Genomic DNA, 19,333 nt, shown 5'->3' with positions numbered 1-19,333 from the left:
ATTCGCGTGAAGTCGCGATGAGTCCGCGCGATACGCAGCGTTCGCGGGTCTACGACGCGGAGATCCTGGTGCGCGGCATGTTCGACCGGGCCGACGAATACGGGGCCCGCACCGTGGAATTGCACGGGTCCCAGCTGACGCTGCCGGTGGAGCGGAAGTTCGCCTCGGTGGCATCGGTGCAGACGTACGCGGATCGGGTGCTCGCCCTGAACTGGGTGTGCGGGCAGTGGGAGCGGGCCGCGCTACCGGTGCACGTCCGCCCCCGCGCCGGGGCCACGGCCGCCCACTACGAGCACGACGGGGCGACGCTCGCGGTCCCGCTGCACGCGCACGGGAAAGCCTGGGCGCTGCGCGAATTGGTGATCCTGCACGAATTGGCCCACCATCTCGACTCGGACCACTCCGATCACGCCCCGCACGGCCCCGAATTCTGTTCCCGCTACCTGGAATTGGCGGACGGCATCATCGGCCCCGAGGCAGCCCTGCTGCTCCGCACCACCATGTACTCCTGCGGCGTGCGCATCGCCTGACCGCCGGCTAGAGGAGCTCGCGGACGCGGGCCAGTCGCTGCCGCCACCAATCGGTGCGTTCCGGGTCGGGATGGCGGTAGCGGTCCAGTAGCTCCGGATCGGGTGTTGGGGCGGTGCGGGACACCGGGAGGAAGCCGTCGACCGGGCGCAGCGGCTCGGTGACCACATCCCCGGTGAGCAGGGACAGGGTGTCCAGGCCGCAGGCGAAGTCGAGCTCGGGAAGGCTTGCGGCCAAGGCGATCTGCGCGGACAGGCCGACGCTGGTCTCCAGCGCGGAGGAGACCAGGCAGGGCAGTCCGGCAGCCGCGGCGACCCGGAGCGCGCGGCGGACGCCGCCCAGCGGAGTGCACTTCAGGACCGCCACATCGGCCGCACCGGCCACCGCGACGCGCAGGGGATCCTCGGCCCGGCGGATGGATTCGTCCGCGGCGATCCGCACCTCCACGCGCCGCCGCACGGCCGCCAGCTCCTCGACGGTGCGGCAGGGTTGCTCGACGTATTCCAAACCGCCTGCGGCCCGGTCGATCTGCTTGATCCGATCCACGGCCGTCTCGACATCCCACACCGCATTGGCGTCGATGCGCACCGCGCCACCGGGCCCGAGGGCAGCGCGGGCCGCCGCCACCCGGTCCAGGTCTTCGTGCAGCGAGCCGAGATGGTCGGCGACCTTGACCTTGGCCGTACGGCATCCCGATGCCGCCACGATCTCGTATGCCCGTTCCGGTCCCACGGCGGGCACGATGCAGTTCACCGGTATCCGATCCCGCACCGGCTCCGGCCATCCCACCGTCGCCTGTTCCACCGCGGTCGCCAGCCAGGCCGCCGCTTCCCGATCGTCGTACTCGGGGAAGGCGCAGAACTCTCCCCACCCGAGCGGCCCGGGAATCAACATCCCCTCCCGCACCATGATTCCGCGAAACCGAGTCCGCAGGGGAATGGCGTAGACGACGGCCCGCTCGAAATCCGGACCCTCCGAGTTCCCGCTCATGCCCCGGACCCTACGCCCCGCCCGAGGCCGGCTTCGAAGGTCGCCGGGCTCGCACCGAAGCATTCGCCGGGAAGCCCCACCATGAGCGCCAGGCGACCTCGAAGTGCCGAATGGGGTGGCGGGCAGCGGTGGACACGGTCAGACTTTCGGTGAGAGTTGGATCTACATGGGGGAGCCAGGCCAGTCATGAACCCGCCGAACGAAGCGCGCCGCACCGGTCCGGACAATTCCCCACCCCCCGCCACCCCACCCCAGCCCGTCGCCCCGCCACCGGGCGATCAGGGCGTGCCGGAGGATCCGCTACAAGCGCGCAATCCCGCCAGGCCCCCATTCCCGGGCGGCCCGGCCCCACAACCACCCGGCGGACCCGCTCGGCAGGGCGGCCCAGGCCTCCCGCCCGGCCCACCGCGTCCTGGTGGTCCGCCACAGCAACAGAATCCAGGACCGGATGGCCTGCCGCCCGCTCCGGGCGGCCAGTTCGATCGGCGCGGCCCGGGTGGCGGGGGCGCTCAGGCTATGGGTGGTCCGCCTGATCGGCGTGGCTCCGGCCCGGCGTTTGCGCCCGGTCCAGGATCTGATCCGTACCCCTCCGGCCAGGGCTTTGTCCCGGGTCCAGGTGCGCCGGGACGGCTACCGGGGGGCCCGGGGCGATCGTCCGGCCCTGCGCCGCAGCGCAATCCGGGTGGCGGGGGCGCGCAGGCTGTGGGCGGTCCGGTCGATCGGCGTGGTCCGGGGCCGGGCTTCGGGCCGGGATCCGGTGGTGGCGGGCAGTCGCCCGCGGATGGTGCCGGGCGGCCGTCCGGTCCTGGGCCGCAGGGGTATTCGACCGGGCAGGGGTTTCCGCCGGCGGGGCAGTCACCGCATTCGGGTGGGGAGGTGCGTCCGCCGCGACCGGTCGGTTCGAGTGGACCGGGTGGTGCAGGTGGCCAAGGTGCTGCGGGTGGGTATGGCGGGCAGGCGCTGGGGCAGTCGGCTCCGGAGTGGCCGGCAGCCGTGCAGCAACAGGGGGAGTCGGCCTACGGCGTCGCTTCCGACGATGCGGAAGAGACTGTGCGGCGCTCGCTGTCGGGGCCGGCGGACGGCGCTGACGGTGGCGGGGTGAGCCGGGGAGGTGCGGCGCAGGTCGCGAAGAAGTCGGTGCGGCGGAATGATGTTCTGCTGTCGGCGGTGCTGTATGTGGTCGCTGTCGCGGCGACGGCGGGGTTTGCGTATGACCTGTTCGGTAAGGCATTCGGGCTGGTGCACAACCGTTGTTCGGCGAAGCGTGATTTCACCGTGCAGTGCGAGGCGATCAAACCGGCTGCCTCCGCGCTGTGGGGTCTGCTGATCGGCGGCGGCGGAATGGCTTTGGCGCTGATGTCCGCCCTGGTGATCGCGTCGGTGGCGGCCATGACGGGGCGTCGCGCCTGGGTCTGGCCCGCCCTGGCGATTCCGGTCGTCCTGATCTGCGGCGGGGTAGGGCATCTCCTGATCGGCAACGCCGCCGGCTGATCTGCTCCGGCCACGGGTGCGGTGGGCTTGTGCCGCAGGTGGTCTCATTCGTGACGTGTCGGGTGGTGGTGGGGCGGGCATTCTGGGGAGGTGGCGGAGGAGTGGTGGAAACCGCCGGTGGACTGGGCGGATGTCATTGTGGCCGGGGTGATTTACCTGGTGGCGGTGGCGGCTGCCTGGGTGGTGGCGGGGATTGTGCCGGAGTATCGGGGGTTGGTGCAGGGGAGCAGTGGGGATCCGCGGTATCTGCCGTTCGCTTATGCGGTGGCATGGGTAGGGATCGCGGTGACGCTGTTGCTGGTGCCGATGTGGGTGCTGCGGGCGGTGCATTGGCGGCAGCGGGCTTGGCGCACTGCGTTGCTGGCGTTCCCGATGCTGGCGGAGGCCTGGGTGGTGGGGTTGCTGGCGGCGATCATCATGGTGTCGATTTGACGAGCGGCTTCCGGGCTCGGGCCGCCGGCCGCATTTCGATGCCGGTCAGCGTGACGATGAGCGCGCCGGCCCACAGTGCCGCGGCGATGATCGCGAGCAGATGGATGCCGCCGATGAAGTGGCTCGAGGCCGGCGTGCCCGCGATGGCGCCGAATATGGCCACGCCACTTGCGGTTCCGATCTGACGTGCGGTGTTGGACACCCCGGTCGCGAGCCCGGAGCGATCCTCCGGGGTCGCCCGCACGACGGCGGCCACCACCGAGGCGGTGATCAGGCCCGCGCCGCAGCCGAGCAGCAGGAATCCGGCGATGAGCCAGCCGATTCCGCTGTGCGCGCCGAGTTGTGTCAGTGCCAGCGCACCGATCGCGGCGATGACGCAGCCGCAGGCCACGGAAACCCGCGGGCCGTAATGCGCGGTGAGTCGTCCGGACACCGGTGCGAGCGCGATGAGCGGAATCGCGAGCGGCAGCACCATGAGCCCGGAGACGAGTGCCGAAAAGTGCCGCATGTCCTGCAGATACAGCATGACGACGAACAGTGAGCCGTTGAAGATCATGTTCATCGTCAGGGCGACGACATTGGGGCTGAGGAATGCGCGGTGGCGCAACAGGTCCAGCGGCAGGATCGGATGCGGGTGGCGCACTTCGGCATACACCGTGCCGGCGAGCGCCAGGACGGTGACGACGGCCGCCGCCGCGATGGTGGGCAGGCCCGCATGATGGCCGATCGAGATGATGGTGAACACCAGCGCGCCCAGACCGATGACGAAGCCGGCGAGTCCGGCCGCATCGAACCTGCCGCCGCGCACGTGGACGGTCTGCGCGGGCACCACGATCAGCGCGGCGATCACCGCGATCACGGTCAGCGGCACATTGATCCAGAACACGAACCGCCAGCCGAGCGAGTCGGTCAGCAACCCGCCCAGCAGGGGGCCGGCGGGTAGCGCCAGCGAGGAGAACGCGGCCCAGGTGCCGAGTGCGCGCGCCTGCTCCGCGCGGGTCGGAAACACGTCGACGATGACCGCCATCGTGCTCGGCAGCAGGAGCGCGCCGCCGACGCCCTGTGCGATCCGCGCACCGATGAGCACACCGATCGCCGGCGCGATCGCGCACAGCAGTGAGGCGATACCGAAGATCGCGAATCCGGCGAGCAGCACCCGCCGGTGCCCGATCCGGTCACCGATGGCGCCGCCCGCCAGCAGCATGCTCGCGATGGCCACGGCGTACCCGTCGACCACCCACTGCAGCATGGACACGTCGGCGCGCAGATCGTGGCCGATGCTCGGCAGCGCGACATTGACGATGGTGACGTCCAGCAGCACCAGGAACATGCCGGCGCACATCACCGTGAGTACTCGGCCGGGTCGGGTGCGGTGGGGGCTGTCCAGTGGGAGCGCCGGTGCGGTCATGTTCCTCAGTCTCGTCCGATAACCCTTCGGCGCCCGCCGAAGTGTGTTACAGGACGAGACCGGGCAATCGTCATGGTGTCGCCAGGAAAAAGCTCCTGAGATGTTCGGCGATCACTCGTGGAGCATTGAGGTCGGGAGCGTTGTGCTCGAGCTTCGGAATCGATACCCGCTGTGCGTCGGGGAGGTAGCTCTGCAACGCGTCCAATGCGGTTCGGAAGTAGTCGGGGCTCTTCGCTCCTCCCGTCAGCAGCGTGGGCACTGTGACGCTTTTGTATCTCTCGCCTGTTGAGTCGAGGCGGAATATTTCTCGCAATTCCGCGCTGAAAGTGGTCATGACGGCGGTGTTCTCCGCGCCGTCCTTGCCGGTCAGAATCAAGCGCGCCAGCAGCTTTACGAGCGGTAAAGGCAAGGTGCACAATGCATTCAATCGCAGGCCGCGCAGCATCAGCGCCTGTGCGGTGACCGAATCGCCGTGTCTGTACGCCTTTTCGAAGCCCGGCCACCACTCCTCCGGAATTGAGCCGTTGACGGAGACGCCGGGGTCGTAGACGGCGAGCTGCTCGAGTGAGCACCCCTCGAGTACGGCATGAAGACCGATCAGACCGCCATAGCTGTGCCCGAACAGGCGCGTCGTTCCTGTCTCTCGCAGCAGCGACCGGACATCCTCGGCTTCTCGCTCGATACAATAGTTTTCGCCTTGGCCGCCGCTTTCGCCACGACCGCGCCGCTCGATGACGTAGGTGGTGAAGTCGATTGCCAGGAGATCGGCCAAGTCGTTGTAGTGGTGCGCCATTCGCCCCAGGCCGGGCACGATGACAAGTCCGGGGCCACCGCCGCGACTCGTATAGCTGATTGCTGTGCCATCCGGCGAAACAGCGGTTTGTGTCTGCACGATTACCTCGAAGCTCGTAGCGTGGAGAACCGGTCGAGGTAGTGTGCGAGCCTCGCGACGGATGGTGTGATGACGCCGATGTAGCCGTCCGGCCGGACCAATACGTAACTGCCGTCATCGATGTCGTAGGCGTCGGGCGCTCGGTCGCCCGCTTGTAGCCGGCCGGGTACGGGGCGATCGTCGACCGCCAATGGTCCACTGCGGTAATTGATGTCGAGTTGATGGATCGCCGGCGCCTGCTCGACGGGCGTCCGGAAGTTCGCTCGATGGGTGGCGGTGGTGATGCCCAAGACGTGTGCAGCGACCGGTAGCCGCTCGTCCTGGTACGTGTCGAGGAGTGCGTCCGGTGCGCCTGCCAGTACGGCGGCCATTTTCCAGCCGAGGTTGTAGGCGTCCTGCACGCTGGTGTTCAGGCCCTGGCCCCAGAACTCGCCGTCCAGACCGTCGGCGCGGACGTCGCCGATGAGGGTGCGTTCGGTGTCGAAGGCCTCGCCCGCGAATCCGACGTCCAGGGCCTTGCGGACCGTGCTGCGCCCGCCGTCGGCGCCGACAAGGTAGCCCGCCCGGAAGTGTTCGATCCGATCGTGGTGTACGAGGGCGGCGGTCACCGCGTCGTCGTGCTGGGTGAATCCGGTCAGTTCGGTGTCGAACTCGACGCTGCCCCCGAGTTCGGTGAACCGGTCGTGCAGAATCCGGTCGGTCTGCCACTGCGGGAGCAGCCACAGATCCGGGTACGGCGTGGCCTCCGTCGGTACCGGTGGCTCGATGCCGAGCATCTCGGAAAGGGTGCGCTCGGAGACGATTTCGTGTCCGGAGTACATCCGGAATTCGGGGAAGGGTATGCCCGCGGCGCGCACGGCCCCGAGTACGCCGAGGTCCTCGAACACCTCCTGGGTGCGCGGTGTCAGTCCCTTGCCGCGGGAACCGGGGAACAGTCGCGACGCCTTGTCGATGACCCGGCAAGGGATGTTCCGGCGGGCGAGCTCGCAGGCCAGGGTCGATCCGGTCGGTCCGGCGCCGGCGATGAGCACGGTCATGATCGGCTTCGCCCCTGTCCGAGCAGTACCAGGAGCACGTCGTCGACGACGCGGACGATGAAGTGCTCATCGAACGCGGCGCCGATCTGGAACTGGCGCTGGATCATTGCCTCCGCCACGTCGTGCACCAGTTCGGTGTCGGTGTCGGTGGGCAGGTCGCCGCGGGCGACAGCGCGGCGCAATGTCGCCAGAAACGGCGACAGTTCCTGGTTCTCGACGTGCTCACGCAGTGCGGCGGCCAGATCCTGGTCGTGCCGCGCCGCGGCGATCAACCCGCTGATCATCGCGATATACGGTTCGGTGGCCAGGTCACGCTGCGCTCGCATGACGGCGATCAGGTCCCCGCGCAGGGTGCCGGTGTCCGGAACGGTCGAGTTGTGTTCGGCGTCATGGGCGTCGAGGGCGGCCTTGACCAGTTCCGGCTTGTTGCGCCAGCGGCGGTAGATCGTCATCTTGCTGGCTTTGGCATGCGTGGCGATCGCGTCCATGGTCAAGGCGTCGTAGCCGACCCGGCCGACCAGTTCCACGGTTGCCGCAAGGATCGCATCCTCACGTTCTTTGCCTCGGGCCACGGGCCCTCCCTTCTGTACGATACAGTATCGTTCAGTAGGAAGGGTTGCGTGTCAACATCTTCCGTTTCGCAAGCAGGGAGTTCAGAGGCTTTCCAGGATCATGGCGTTGGACAGGCCGCCCGCCTCGCACATGGTTTGGAGGCCGTAGCGGGCGCCGCGTTCGTGCATGGCGTGGACGAGCGTGGTGGTCAGGCGCGATCCGCTGGCGCCGAGCGGGTGGCCCAGGGCAATTGCCCCGCCGTTGACATTGACCTTGCTCAGGTCTGCGCCGGTGTCGGCGGCCCAGGCCAGTACCACCGACGCGAACGCCTCGTTCACCTCGAACAGGTCGATGTCGGACAGCTGTAAACCGGCCTTCTGCAACACCTTCCGCGTTGCCGGGATGACCGCGGTCAGCATCAGCAGGGGATCGTCGCCGGCGACGGCGAAGCTGTGCAGCCGGGCGAGCGGGCGCAGGCCGAGCTGGGCGGCGCGTTCGCTGGTCATGATGAGGACCGCGGAGCTGCCGTCATTGACCTGGCTGGAGTTGGCGGCGGTGATGTGCCAGCCGATCTGCGGGAAGCGGGCGGCCATCTCGTCGCTGTAGAACGCGGGGCGCAGCTTGCCGAGGGTTTCCAGGGTGCTGCCGAGCCGGATGCCTTCGTCGGCGTCCAGTCCCGCGAGCGGCGCCAGCTGGGCTTCGAAGGAGCCGTTCTTGGTTGCGGCGGCGGCTTTTTCGTGGCTGGCGAGGGAGAACTCGTCGAGCTGGGTGCGGGTCAGCCCCCATTTGGCGGCGATGAGTTCGGCGCTGATGCCCTGGGGTACGAGTCCTTCGGGGTAGCGTTCGGCGAAGCCGACGCCCGCGATGTCTTCCGCGCCGATCAGGTTGGCGCCCATGGGAACCCGGCTCATGGATTCCACGCCGCCGGCGACCACGATGTCGTAGGCCCCGGAGATGACGCCCTGGGCGGCGAAGTGGATGGCCTGCTGGCTGCTGCCACACTGCCGATCGACGGTGGTAGCGGGCACGGATTCGGGATATCCCGCGGCGAGTGCCGCACGGCGGGTGAGGTTGGAGCCCTGCTCACCGACGGCGGTGACGATCCCACCGATCACATCGTCGATCAATACGGGGTCGATCTCGGTGCGCCGCACGATCTCTCGCAGGCTGTGCGCGAACAGGTCGGACGGATGCACTCCGTGCAGCGCGCCGTTCGCCTTCCCCTTGCCGATCGGCGTACGTACGGCTTCGACGATGACTGCGTCTCTCATGGCTGATCCCTTCAGCGCGTGCCGCGCCGGACCGAGGAGTGTTCCGGGGGTATCCCCCGGAGCCCCCACTGGAACCGGTAAGCGGCTAGCTTCTTTGCTCTATAGTCAGATTACACCTGGCCATAGTTCACGCAAGTCAGAGGAGGTATGATGTACGCCATGTCGATCGTGCTGGAAGGAAAGCTCAGTGACCTGAGCGCATGGAAACCCGAGGAATGCTCGGTGGCCAAGGCGCTGGACATCGTCGGCACCCGGTCGGCGATCCTCATCCTGCGCGAGGCCTACTACGGCGTCACCCGCTTCGACGGGTTCGCCACCCGCGTGGGCATCACCGATGCCGCCGCGTCGAGCGCACTGAAGAAGCTCACCGAGGCCGGCGTGCTGGAGAAGCGGCCGTATCAGGAGGAGGGCAAGCGCACGCGGAGCGAATACATCCTCACCCCGATGGGTTTGGATCTGCTGCCCGTGGTGATGTCGCTGTGGCAGTGGGGTGACAAGTACCTGCAGGGCGGCACGCCCCCGCTCGAACGGCTCGAGGACGCGACCGGTGAACCCGTCCGGGTGGAGGTCCGCGGCGCGGCGGGAAACGAACTGTCCGTGGACGAACTGCGCATCCGGTTGAACAAGAACTGGCGCCGCCCCACGCAGTAGGGCGACGCCGGTCGTGCGCCGGGCTCAGTTCAGGCGGCGCCCGTCCTCGGGTGCGAAGAAGTAGGTGTGCTCCGCATCGGCGGTCAGGGTGAGCGTGTCTCCCTTGGCCGGCGGATTGCGCCAATCCGCGCGCGCCACAATGGTTTCCCCGTCGCCGAGGGTGCGGCCGTAGATGTAGGCGTCGGAGCCGAGTTCCTCCACCACGTCCACCTCCATGGCGATGCCCGCCCCGTTGCCGACCACCTCGAGGTGCTCGGGCCGGATGCCGACCACGACCTCGTCCCCGGTGGCCGCGGCCACCGAACGGGGCAGCGGCAGCGGGCAGCCGCCGAGGGTGACGCTGCCGCCGGTCTGTACCGGGAGGGTGAACAGGTTCATGGCGGGTGAGCCCATGAACCCGGCGACGAACAGGTTGGCCGGATCGCGGTACAGGTCGCGCGGTGCGGCGCACTGTTGCAGCAAGCCGTCTTTGAGCACGGCGACGCGGTCGCCCATGGTCATGGCCTCGACCTGGTCGTGGGTGACGTAGACGGTGGTGGTGCCGAGGCGGCGTTGCAGCTGGGCGATCTGGGTGCGGGTCTGCACGCGCAGTTTGGCGTCCAGGTTGGACAGCGGCTCGTCCATGAGGAACACCTGCGGCTGGCGCACGATGGCGCGGCCCATGGCGACGCGCTGGCGCTGGCCACCGGACAGCGCCTTGGGTTTGCGGTCCAGGTAGGGCTCGAGGTCGAGGAGTTTGGCGGCCTCGAGGACGCGTTGCTGGCGTTCGTCTTTGGAGACCTTCGCCATTTTGAGGGCGAAGCCCATGTTCTCGGCGACGCTCATGTGGGGGTAGAGCGCGTAGTTCTGGAACACCATGGCGATATCGCGTTCCTTGGGTTCGGCGTTGGTGACGTCCTTCTCGCCGATGAGGATGCGGCCCGCGCTCACCTCCTCGAGGCCGGCGAGCATGCGCAGGGAAGTGGATTTCCCGCATCCGGAAGGACCGACGAGAACGAGGAATTCGCCATCGGCGATCTCCAGTTCGAGCGCGTCGACTGCGGGTTTTGCCGAGCCCGGGTACAGCCGGGAGGCCTGGTCGAAGGTCACCGTAGCCACGATGAACACATCCCTTCACCGGCAGGAACGTGCCGGACGATCCGAAGTAGAGGGTCGGCGAAGACTCTATCGGAAGGGCAGAATGGGCCGCAGCGATCACCGAAACCTAGGAGCGCTTTCATGAGCCGACCGGTTCGTATCGGAGTCCAGCTGCAACCGCAACACGCCCCGAACTATGGCTTGATCCGGGATGCGGTGCGGCGGGCCGAGGACATCGGGGTGGACATCGTCTTCAACTGGGACCACTTCTATCCGCTGTACGGAGACCCGGAGGGTGCGCACTTCGAGTGCTGGACCATGCTCGGCGCGATCGCCGAGCAGACGGAGCGGGTGGAGCTCGGCGCACTGGTCACCGGCGGTGGGTACCGGAACCCGGATCTGTTGGCGGACATGGCCCGGACGGTCGATCACATCAGTGACGGGCGCCTGATTCTGGGTATCGGCGCGGGCTGGTTCGAGAAGGACTACGACCGGTACGGGTACGAATTCGGCACTGCGGGAAGCCGTCTCGCCCTGTTGAAGGAGTCGATGGCGCGCATCGCCGATCGCCTGGCCAAGCTGAATCCGCAACCCGTGCGAGAGATTCCGATCCTCATCGGCGGTGGCGGCGAGCAGAAGACGCTGCGCCTGGTGGCCCAGTACGCGCACATCTGGCACAGCTTCGCCAAGCTCGACGACCTGACGCGCAAGTCGGGGATTCTGGCCGAGCACTGCGCGGAGGTCGGCACGGATGCGTCGCGCATCGAGAAGTCGGTGGACTGGCCGGGTGCGGAGCGGGCGCCGGAGTTCGTGGCGGCGGGCGCCACGCTGTTCACGGTCGGCGAGGGCGGCCCGAACTACGACCTGACCAGGGTCGCGGAGGCGGTGCGCTGGCGGGACTCGTTCAATCCGGAGTCGGTGGCGGATATCGCCTGATCGAGACCCGGAGTCGGTAGCGGGCCGCGCTCGCTCCCGGCGCACACCCATTAGGGTGCTTTGTCATGGTTTGCTTGCGCACGACCACCCCCCGACGACAGGGGCGGCGACCTCGCCTGCTGTCGATCGCGGGGGTGTTGCTCGTCACGCTCATGGGCACCGCCACGATCGGGGCGGGGTCCGGTTCCGCCGCACCCGACAACGGTGACCTGTGTTCGCCGCCCGGACTGTCGGCGTCCGCCGCGGCGCCCACCAATCTGGCGAGCGGTGATTCGGGCCCGTCGACGGACCGTTTCACCACCGCGACCACGGAACCGCTGGACTCGATCGACAAGAGCAAGCTCGGGCTTCTCACCCCGGGCAAGCTCAGTGTCGGTACCCTCTCGGACGCGCCGCCCAGCATCTGCCTGAATTCCAAGGGCGTCTTCACCGGCATGGACAACGAGTTGCTGCGCGCCATCGGCGCCAGGCTCGGCCTGCAGGTGGAGTTCACCGGCACCGAGTTCTCGGGTTTGCTGGCGCAGGTGGCCAACGGTCGTTTCGATGTCGGCTCGTCGAGCATCACGACCACCGATGAGCGCCGGAAGCTGGTCGGTTTCACCAATGGTTACGACTTCGGCTACTTCTCGCTGGTGGTGCAGAACGGCAGTCCCATCAAGGGTTTCGCGGATCTGCACAAGGGCAATCGCATCGGCGTGGTGCAGGGCACGGTGCAGGACGAGTACGTGGTCAACGAATTGCACCTGGATCCGGTGAAGTTCCCCGACTACAACACCGCCTACGCCAACTTGAAGACCGGGCAGATCGATGCCTGGATCGCGCCGTCCGCGCAGGCCGAGGGCGCGCTCAAACCGGGTGACGCGACCTCGATCGTGCAGAACACCTACAGCGTCAACAACTTCGTCGCCTACGCGGTGCGCAAGGACAATCAGGCGCTCACCGACGCCTTGAACGCGGGCCTGGACGCGGTGATCGCGGACGGCACCTACGCGAAGCTGTACGAGCAGTGGGAGCCGCGGCAGCTGCCGCCGGGCTGGAAGCCGGGCTCGAAAGCGGCTCCCGCACCGCAGTTCCCGGATTTCGCGGCCATTGCCGCCGAGAATGCCGCGAACAAGCCGGACACCAGCGGGTTGCGGCCGAAGTCCACGCTGTCGCAGTTGAAGGACACGTTCTTCGACTGGTCCTTGTACCGCAAGGCCTTCCCGGATCTCTTCAAGACCGGTCTGCCGAATACTTTGATCCTGGCGCTGGTCTCGGGTGCGCTGGGCACCGTGCTGGGCATGCTGCTGGCGGTGGCGGGTATTTCCCGCACGCGCTGGTTGCGCTGGCCGGCAAGGGTTTACACGGATATCTTCCGCGGCCTGCCCGCGGTGGTGATCATTCTGCTGATCGGCCTCGGTGTGGGCCCGGTGGTCAAGAACATCACCGGCAACAATCCGTACTGGCTGGGCGCGGTGGCGCTGGCGCTGCTGGCGTCCGCCTATATCGGTGAGATCTTCCGTTCCGGTATCCAGTCGGTGGAGGCCGGGCAGCTGGAGGCCGCGCGCGCCATCGGGTTCGGTTACCGGCAGGCCATGACGCTGGTGGTGATCCCGCAGGGCGTGCGGCGGGTGCTGCCCGCGCTCATGAACCAGTTCATCGCGCTCATCAAGGATTCGTCGCTGATCTACTTCCTGGGTCTGCTGGCGACGCAGCGTGAGCTGTTCGCGGTGGGCCGGGATCTGAACGCGCAGACCGGGAATCTGTCGCCGCTGGTGGCGGCGGGTCTGGTGTATCTGCTGCTGACGGTGCCGCTCACGCATCTGGTGAACTACATCGACAATCGGATGCGGACCGGCCGCCCGGAGGCCGCGGCCCCGGCGGAACCGGTGGAGCAGGCCGTGATCACGGAAGGACGTGGGGCATGAGCGCCTCCCTGACCGGCACCGGCCTGCGTCTGACGCTGGGCCGCAACGAAATTCTGCGCGGCGTGGACATTCACGTGGACGCCGGTAAGGCGACCACGGTGATCGGCCCGTCGGGCTCCGGCAAGTCGACCCTGCTGCGCGTGCTGAACCGGTTGTACGAGCCGGATCAGGGCGACATCCTGCTCGGCGGCAAGTCGGTGCTGAAGGAGAATCCGGACGCGCTGCGGCAGCGCATCGGCATGGTGTTCCAGCATTTCAATCTGTTCCCGCACAAGACGGTCGCGGAGAATATCGAGCTGGGGCCGCGCAAGCTGCACGGGTTGTCGAAGGAGCAGGCGCGCACGCTGGCGCTGCAGCAGCTGGAGGCGGTCGGGCTGGCCGGGAAAGCCGATGTGCGCCCGGCGAATCTGTCCGGTGGTCAGCAGCAGCGGGTGGCGATCGCGCGGGCGCTGGCCATGAAGCCGGACATCATGTTCTTCGACGAGGCCACCTCGGCGCTGGACCCGGAACTGGTCAAGGGCGTGCTGGCGCTCATGTCCGAGCTGGCGCAGGGCGGCATGACCATGATCGTGGTGACGCACGAGATGGGTTTCGCCCGTTCGGTTTCCGATCAGGTGGTGTTCATGGATCACGGCCTGGTCGTCGAAACGGGCTCGCCCGACGCATTGTTCGACAATGCCGAAACCCCGCGGCTCCGGCAGTTTCTGTCCCAGGTTCTCTGAGGGGGTGTGGGGTTCAGCCCCACACCCGCCTAACTTCCGGAGCTTCCGGAAAACGGCATATTGGCGAATCGGCCGAAATCCCCTTGGGCGCCGCTGTAAGCGTTCATATCGGTGCCGCCGGCAATGCCTGGAACATTGCCGGAATCGGTGTATTGCCAGAATGTCCAGTTCGGCCAGCCGCCCGGTACTTCGGGATTGTCGTTGCCGCGGTAATCGGCGATCCAGAGCGGATACCTGGTGAACTCGTTGGAGTCGGCCATGGCCGACTTCCAGAAGTTCGGATAGGTGTAGATGATCGGCAGGCGACCGGTCAACGCCTGCACCGTATTCAGGTACCGGTGCGTCCAGTCGATGAGCGCGCCGGGTGGCAGGCCGCCGGAGTCCTCCATGTCGAGGACGGGTGGCAGGTCCAGCATCCCGTTCTGGCCCAGCACGATCGCCGCGTACAGCGCCCCTTGGAGTTCCGGGGATTCGGCGGGGCGGGCGAAGTGATACGTCCCGCGCGCCACGCCCGCCGCGCGCATGAGCAGGCTGTCCTGGACGAAGTACGGGTTGACGTAGTTCAGGCCCTCGGTGGCCTTGAGCATGGCGAAGTTATTGCCGGAGCCGCGGACCGCGAACCAGTTGATGCCGCGGCCGTCGATGTGCTGCCAGGACGAGACGTCCGGACCGTTGATATCGGCCGCCGCGGGTGCGGCGGACATTGCTGTGAGGACGCTGGCGGCCGCAAAACTGACCAGAACCAGACGGTTTCGGCTGACCATGCAACCGCACGGTATGTGGGCTGAACAGCTTTGACCAGCGACCCGGCGGCGTGTTGTCCAAGTGTTAGCTGTATCTCAGCTGTGAATCCGATCTCAGACCACTCTCATGGTTCGCGGCCGGCTCGGTTCTGGACTGAGTGGAGCGGGGGAGCGAAGCGGAGGAGCGGAGGGAGGGAAGAATCGAGACTTCAGGGCCGCGAACCCGCCCGTAGCGAAGCGGAGGGCCAAAAATACAGCTCAACCGAGCCAGTCCAGAACCGAAGCGGCTGTCCAGGATTGCTGCATGCTGCCCAGCGGCTCGCCCGTGAACGGTTCGTAGTACTCGGCGAAGGTCCCGTCACTGGCCTGCCGCAACCCCTCCGCGCGCAGCATGAAGGACCGTTCGGCCCAGCCGCGGCGCGCGAACACCCAGGAGAACAGCCAGCTCATCACCGGCCACACCGGGCCACGCCAATACTCGCGCGATCGGAAGTCCCGGGACACCGGCGAGGTCGACGGCGGCAGCGCGTAGCGCAGATCCGGATGACCGCACCAGCGTGGCCCTTCGAACAGGCGCAGCAGCCGGCGCTCGGCATCCCGCGACAGCCCACCCGACAGCAGCGGTGCGAAGATCGCGAGGGTCTCGGTATCGATCCACTTGTCCGCGCGCACATCGAAGTCACGGGCCGCGCCCGTGCGGGGATCGCTGGTGGCCACCACCCCGGACCGGAAGTAATCGGCCCATTCGTACAGCTCGCGCACGTCCGCGTGCGGCTGCCGGTAGTCCTCGCCGATATTGGCCAGCACATCGCAGGCCAGCGCGAAGATCGCGGTGACGAACACGTCCTCCACGGCGAAGCTCATGGTGGAGGCGAGCTGATAGTCGTCGTAGCCGGCCCGGCGCATCTGCTCGACCAGCCACATGTAGCGGTCGTATTCGCGGTCGGAGGGCCGCTGCGTGGGATCGCCGACCACGTGCAGATCCTCGCGCACGTAGGGCGGCAGGTCCGGGCCGGGAATCACGTTCTCGTAGGCGCGATCCCAGCGCGGGGAATTGTCCATGCCGGATTCCCAGCCGTGATAGAGCGTGATCCGCCCGTGCTGCTTGGGATCTCGCGCATACGCCAGCCAGCGATGCCAGCGCATGAGGTCCGGCCAGCGCCGCTGCAGGAACTCCTCCGCCACCGCGCGGGTACTGCGCCCGTGCCGGCGGGAGTGATCCAGAATGCGTTGCACCGCAATGGCATGCACCGGCGGCTGCGTGATGCCGGAGGTATCGGGCCCGTCCGGCGCATCGGCGGCCAGCCGGCGGCACTCCCAGCGGGACGGACCCGGGAAGTATCCGTCCATGCCATTGGCGAAGACGATGTGCGGGATCATGCCGTTGCGCCACTGCGCCGACAGCAAGGTGTCCAGTTCCAGCACGGCGCGCTCCACACTGAGCGGGGCCAGGCCGACCGCCACGAAGGCGGCATCCCAGCTCCACATGTGCGGATACAGTCTGGGCGCGGCGCTGGTCATGGTGCCCAGGTCGTTGCCGCGCAGCAGGTAGGCCGCGCGGGCCGCGAGCTGGGTGGGCGTGAACCCCGGGTGTGTCATCGCCCTATTCTGCGCTGGGACCCGCAGGTATGCGCGCTGGGCCGCACGCACGGGGTGGCTGGGAGTCGGCTCCCGCTCGCCGGATTGCACTCTGTTCGCCTCTTCATGATCAGCTGCTCGGTAACCACGTGCATGCGGAGCATCGGCGGCCGGGCACGCCCGGTTACGGTGATCGCATGGCGAATTCCGCGAAGCCCGGCACCGACCGGCCCACCGCGCTGATCACCGGGGCCAGCCGAGGGCTCGGCGCCGCCATCGCGCGGGAACTCGCGCCCACGCACCGGTTGCTCCTCGGAGCGCGCACACCGGAGGCCCTGGGCCCGATCCTGAGCGAGTTGCCGGACTCGGCCGGCTTCCCGGTCGAGCTGACCGACTACCCGGCGGTCGCCCGCGCGGTGCAGCCGATCGAACGGCTGGATGTGCTGGTGCACAACGCCGGTATCGCCGACTTGGGAACGATAGCCGATTCGTCTGTTGCCCAGTGGCGGAATACGTTGGAAGCCAACCTGATCGCCGTGTCGGAACTCACCCGCGTGTTGCTCCCCGCGTTGCGGGCCGCCAACGGCCATGTGGTGCTGATCAATTCGGGTGCGGGATTGCGCGCCAACGCCGGCTGGGGCGTGTACGCCGCGAGCAAGTTCGGATTGCGGGCCTTCGCGGACGCTGTGCGACTGGAGGAGCCGGCGCTGCGGGTGACCTCCGTGCACCCCGGCCGCATCGATACCGATATGCAGCGCGAGATCGTCGCGGACGAGGGCCGCGAATATCAGCCGCGGGAGTTCCTGGAGGCGACCACGGTGGCGCGGGCGGTACGCAATGCGGTGGAGACGCCGCGCGACGCGCATCCCACGGAAATCGTGCTGCGCCCCATTCCGAGGTAAGAAAAAACCTAACGTTCCAACTGAATTTCGATCGGTACGCTCAGAATTGGTGCTCGGTTCACTGTGAGTCGATATAAACAATGGCTGTGCCGATGAGGCGTGGCCTCGGCAATTTCGGAGTGGGCGTTGGAGATGGATCGACGGCGATTGCTGGCCGTGCTGGCCGCGGGTACCGCGGCGGCGCTGACCGGCTGCTCCCGAGCGCGGACGGAGGTCCTCGATCCGGCCACCGGGAAACGCGCCGTCCCCGCCACCGCGGCCACCGCGCGCCCACTCCTACCACCGCCCGCCGGGCCCAGGGCCACCATTCCGGCGGGTACCCTCACCGCGCTACCGGGCCAGGGCACGAATCTGGCCCTGACCGTCGATGACGGCGCGAGCGCGGATGTGGTGGGCGCGTATATCAAGTTCGCGCGCGATACCGGGGCGCGGTTCACGTTCTTCGTGACCGCCAATTACGACTCCTGGACCGTCCACAAGGACGAGCTACGCCCGCTGGTGGATTCCGGCCAGATTCAGCTGGGCAATCACACCTGGGACCATCCGGATCTCACCAAGCTGTCCGCGAGCGCGGTCCGCTCCCAGCTGGATCGGGCAAAGACCTTCCTGCACAACACCTTCGGGGTGGACGGCACCCCCTATTATCGCCCGCCGTACGGCCGGCACAATGCTACGGTCGACGGTGTGGCGGCCGATCTCGGTTACACCGTTCCGATCATGTGGTACGGCTCCCTGTCGGATTCGGGCGTGATCACCGAGGACTACCTGATCGAGTGCGCGCGTAAGTATTTCAATGCGCAGGCCATCGTCATCGGGCACGCGAATCATCCCGCGGTGACCCACTGCTACGACCAGCTGGTCGCCATCATCCGGGAACGCAATCTCAGCATGGTGACGTTGAACGATGTACTGGCGCCGCCGAAATAGTGTGAATTGAAGAAGGTTTACAAATGGATAGAAGACGGCTGCTGACGTTGCTCACGGCGGGCACCGCGGCGACCCTGCTCGGACCGGCCGCCGCGCAGGCGGATTCTCCGATCGGCGCCGGATCGGGCGGAGCGCCCCAGGTGCTGCCGCCGGATTTCGGGCCCAGGACCCCGATCGGGCGGGGTACCCTCACCGCGCTGCCGGGCGCCGGAAACCATATGGCGCTCACCATCGATGACGGTGCGAGCTCCGAAACCGTGGGTGCGTTCATCGATTTCGCGCGCAATACCGGGGCGCGGTTCACCTTCTTCGTGACCGCCTACTATCCGGGCTGGCGGGATCACCTGGATACGCTGCGGCCGCTGGTGGATTCCGGGCAGATCCAGCTGGGCAATCACACCTGGGACCATCCGGACCTCACCAAACTGTCCGCCGGCGCGGTCGCCGATCAGCTGAACCGGTGCAAGCAGTTCCTGTGGAACACCTACGGCACCGACGGCACGCCGTACTACCGTCCGCCCTTCGGCTATCACAACGGCGCGGTGGATTCCGTTGCCGCTGACTGCGGGTACACCGTGCCGACCATGTGGTATGGAACGCTGAACGATACGAACAAGACCATCGACGACGGCATGCTCATGGACGCCGCCCGGCAGTGGTTCCGGGCGCAGGCCATCGTGATCGGACATGCCAACCGCCCCACCGTCACCCATCTCTACGATCAGTTCACGGACCTGCTCCGGCAGCGGAACCTGCAGCTGGTGACGCTCAACGACGTACTGATCCCGCCGCGATAGCGACACCTGGCGCAAATCGGTCAAATGCAGCGTTTTCCGAGTTTCGTTGCGAAATAAGAGATGTCGCCTATGCATCCAGGCCGGGCGATCACTATCCTCTTGGATTGGGTCGGATCCACGACAGGAGATAGATACATGGGTCATCGTTTGGCACTCGGAGTCGGTGTGGCGTCCGCACTGTTCACCGCCACTATCGGGCTGACCGCCGGACAGGCTTCCGCCATCCCCAGCATTCTCGGCAACGGCGGCAATGTCCCCGGCGCGCCGGGCCTCAGCTGTTCGGGCGTCACCTGCACGAACAACTCGGACAGCGCCTACCTGGTGAGCGGCACGGTCACCTGCAAGGACGACGCCAGCTACAACTTCGGCACCGTCAGCGGCCGCATCGACGCGCACTCCACCGAGGACCTGCAGTTCCAGTGCGCCGGCGCGACCGCTCCGTCGGGCGATATCAACGCCATGGCCTCGCTGGCGCCGTAGTCCGCCCGGACG

20 protein-coding genes are annotated in these 19,333 nt (G+C 67.3%); 11 read left to right on the top strand and 9 right to left on the bottom strand.

Annotated features, from left to right (window positions below; translation table 11 throughout):
* Positions 1-17: 17 nt before the first annotated feature.
* Positions 18-530, top strand: a complete 513-nt coding sequence (locus tag ACIP5Y_RS46245) for a TIGR04338 family metallohydrolase (protein WP_400360178.1) — start codon at positions 18-20, stop codon at positions 528-530.
* Between the two features lie 7 nt (positions 531-537).
* On the opposite strand, the gene ACIP5Y_RS46240 is transcribed toward ACIP5Y_RS46245, so the two are convergent.
* Entirely contained in the window at positions 538-1,518 is a 981-nt protein-coding gene (locus tag ACIP5Y_RS46240) for an o-succinylbenzoate synthase (RefSeq protein WP_400360177.1), read from the bottom strand.
* Between the two features lie 1,098 nt (positions 1,519-2,616).
* On the opposite strand from ACIP5Y_RS46240, the gene ACIP5Y_RS46235 reads away from it, so the two are divergent.
* Positions 2,617-3,009 carry a hypothetical protein gene (locus ACIP5Y_RS46235; RefSeq protein ID WP_400360176.1) on the top strand — a complete coding sequence of 131 codons (393 nt, stop codon included), beginning with the start codon at positions 2,617-2,619 and terminating at the stop codon, positions 3,007-3,009.
* Positions 3,010-3,099: 90 nt separating this feature from the next.
* Positions 3,100-3,441, top strand: coding sequence for a hypothetical protein (locus ACIP5Y_RS46230; RefSeq protein WP_400360175.1), 342 nt, complete (start codon positions 3,100-3,102; stop codon positions 3,439-3,441).
* Here ACIP5Y_RS46230 and ACIP5Y_RS46225 read toward each other — a convergent pair.
* The 5 genes from ACIP5Y_RS46225 to ACIP5Y_RS46205 all read right to left on the bottom strand — a co-directional run bounded on the left by ACIP5Y_RS46225 (position 3,425) and on the right by ACIP5Y_RS46205 (position 8,601).
* The gene (locus tag ACIP5Y_RS46225) at positions 3,425-4,849 is read right to left on the bottom strand and encodes an MFS transporter (protein WP_400360174.1); all 1,425 of its coding nucleotides are present in this window, start codon (positions 4,847-4,849) and stop codon (positions 3,425-3,427) included. The two genes, ACIP5Y_RS46230 and ACIP5Y_RS46225, sit on opposite strands and share 17 nt — an antisense overlap.
* A gap of 70 nt (positions 4,850-4,919) precedes the next feature.
* A complete protein-coding gene (locus ACIP5Y_RS46220) occupies positions 4,920-5,741 on the bottom strand; it encodes an alpha/beta fold hydrolase (RefSeq protein ID WP_400360173.1) in 822 nt (273 codons plus the stop codon).
* A 2-nt stretch (positions 5,742-5,743) separates the two neighbouring features.
* Positions 5,744-6,778, bottom strand: a complete 1,035-nt coding sequence (locus ACIP5Y_RS46215; protein WP_400360172.1) for an FAD-dependent monooxygenase — start codon at positions 6,776-6,778, stop codon at positions 5,744-5,746.
* Positions 6,775-7,350, bottom strand: coding sequence for a TetR/AcrR family transcriptional regulator (locus tag ACIP5Y_RS46210; protein WP_400360171.1), 576 nt, complete (start codon positions 7,348-7,350; stop codon positions 6,775-6,777). Before ACIP5Y_RS46210 ends, ACIP5Y_RS46215 begins: the two co-directional genes overlap by 4 nt.
* An 81-nt stretch (positions 7,351-7,431) precedes the next feature.
* Complete coding sequence (locus tag ACIP5Y_RS46205) at positions 7,432-8,601, bottom strand: thiolase family protein (RefSeq protein WP_400360170.1); 1,170 nt, start codon at positions 8,599-8,601, stop codon at positions 7,432-7,434.
* Between the two features lie 159 nt (positions 8,602-8,760).
* On the opposite strand from ACIP5Y_RS46205, the gene ACIP5Y_RS46200 reads away from it, so the two are divergent.
* Positions 8,761-9,252, top strand: a complete 492-nt coding sequence (locus ACIP5Y_RS46200; protein WP_400360169.1) for a winged helix-turn-helix transcriptional regulator — start codon at positions 8,761-8,763, stop codon at positions 9,250-9,252.
* A gap of 24 nt (positions 9,253-9,276) precedes the next feature.
* Here ACIP5Y_RS46200 and ACIP5Y_RS46195 read toward each other — a convergent pair whose 3' ends face one another.
* The gene (locus ACIP5Y_RS46195) at positions 9,277-10,350 is read right to left on the bottom strand and encodes an ABC transporter ATP-binding protein (protein ID WP_400360168.1); all 1,074 of its coding nucleotides are present in this window, start codon (positions 10,348-10,350) and stop codon (positions 9,277-9,279) included.
* A 120-nt stretch (positions 10,351-10,470) separates the two neighbouring features.
* On the opposite strand from ACIP5Y_RS46195, the gene ACIP5Y_RS46190 reads away from it, so the two are divergent.
* The 3 genes from ACIP5Y_RS46190 to ACIP5Y_RS46180 all read left to right on the top strand — a co-directional run bounded on the left by ACIP5Y_RS46190 (position 10,471) and on the right by ACIP5Y_RS46180 (position 13,894).
* Positions 10,471-11,265, top strand: a complete 795-nt coding sequence (locus ACIP5Y_RS46190) for an LLM class F420-dependent oxidoreductase (protein WP_400360167.1) — start codon at positions 10,471-10,473, stop codon at positions 11,263-11,265.
* A gap of 152 nt (positions 11,266-11,417) precedes the next feature.
* On the top strand, positions 11,418-13,172 hold the full coding sequence (locus ACIP5Y_RS46185) for an ABC transporter substrate-binding protein/permease (RefSeq protein ID WP_400360296.1): 1,755 nt from the start codon (positions 11,418-11,420) through the stop codon (positions 13,170-13,172).
* Positions 13,169-13,894: an amino acid ABC transporter ATP-binding protein gene (locus ACIP5Y_RS46180; RefSeq protein WP_400360166.1), complete on the top strand. Its 726-nt coding sequence runs from the start codon at positions 13,169-13,171 to the stop codon at positions 13,892-13,894. The genes ACIP5Y_RS46185 and ACIP5Y_RS46180 overlap by 4 nt, the downstream gene beginning before the upstream one ends.
* A 29-nt stretch (positions 13,895-13,923) precedes the next feature.
* On the opposite strand, the gene ACIP5Y_RS46175 is transcribed toward ACIP5Y_RS46180, so the two are convergent.
* A complete protein-coding gene (locus ACIP5Y_RS46175) occupies positions 13,924-14,658 on the bottom strand; it encodes a glycoside hydrolase family 25 protein (RefSeq protein ID WP_400360165.1) in 735 nt (244 codons plus the stop codon).
* Between the two features lie 237 nt (positions 14,659-14,895).
* Positions 14,896-16,236 carry an MGH1-like glycoside hydrolase domain-containing protein gene (locus ACIP5Y_RS46170; protein ID WP_400360164.1) on the bottom strand — a complete coding sequence of 447 codons (1,341 nt, stop codon included), beginning with the start codon at positions 16,234-16,236 and terminating at the stop codon, positions 14,896-14,898.
* A gap of 176 nt (positions 16,237-16,412) precedes the next feature.
* Between ACIP5Y_RS46170 and ACIP5Y_RS46165 the strand changes: the two genes are divergently transcribed.
* The 4 genes from ACIP5Y_RS46165 to ACIP5Y_RS46150 all read left to right on the top strand — a co-directional run bounded on the left by ACIP5Y_RS46165 (position 16,413) and on the right by ACIP5Y_RS46150 (position 19,321).
* On the top strand, positions 16,413-17,117 hold the full coding sequence (locus ACIP5Y_RS46165) for an SDR family oxidoreductase (protein WP_400360163.1): 705 nt from the start codon (positions 16,413-16,415) through the stop codon (positions 17,115-17,117).
* A gap of 132 nt (positions 17,118-17,249) precedes the next feature.
* Positions 17,250-18,044, top strand: a complete 795-nt coding sequence (locus tag ACIP5Y_RS46160; RefSeq protein ID WP_400360162.1) for a polysaccharide deacetylase family protein — start codon at positions 17,250-17,252, stop codon at positions 18,042-18,044.
* A 23-nt stretch (positions 18,045-18,067) separates the two neighbouring features.
* A complete protein-coding gene (locus ACIP5Y_RS46155; protein ID WP_400360161.1) occupies positions 18,068-18,841 on the top strand; it encodes a polysaccharide deacetylase family protein in 774 nt (257 codons plus the stop codon).
* 135 nt (positions 18,842-18,976) lie between these two features.
* A complete protein-coding gene (locus tag ACIP5Y_RS46150; RefSeq protein ID WP_400360160.1) occupies positions 18,977-19,321 on the top strand; it encodes a hypothetical protein in 345 nt (114 codons plus the stop codon).
* The last annotated feature ends 12 nt before the right edge of the window (positions 19,322-19,333 follow it).

Origin of the sequence: Nocardia sp. NPDC088792 (assembly GCF_044750615.1) — a bacterium.
GTDB lineage: Bacteria > Actinomycetota > Actinomycetes > Mycobacteriales > Mycobacteriaceae > Nocardia.
Note: the sequence above shows the minus strand (reverse complement) of the source record. Positions and strands in the feature narration are given on the sequence as shown.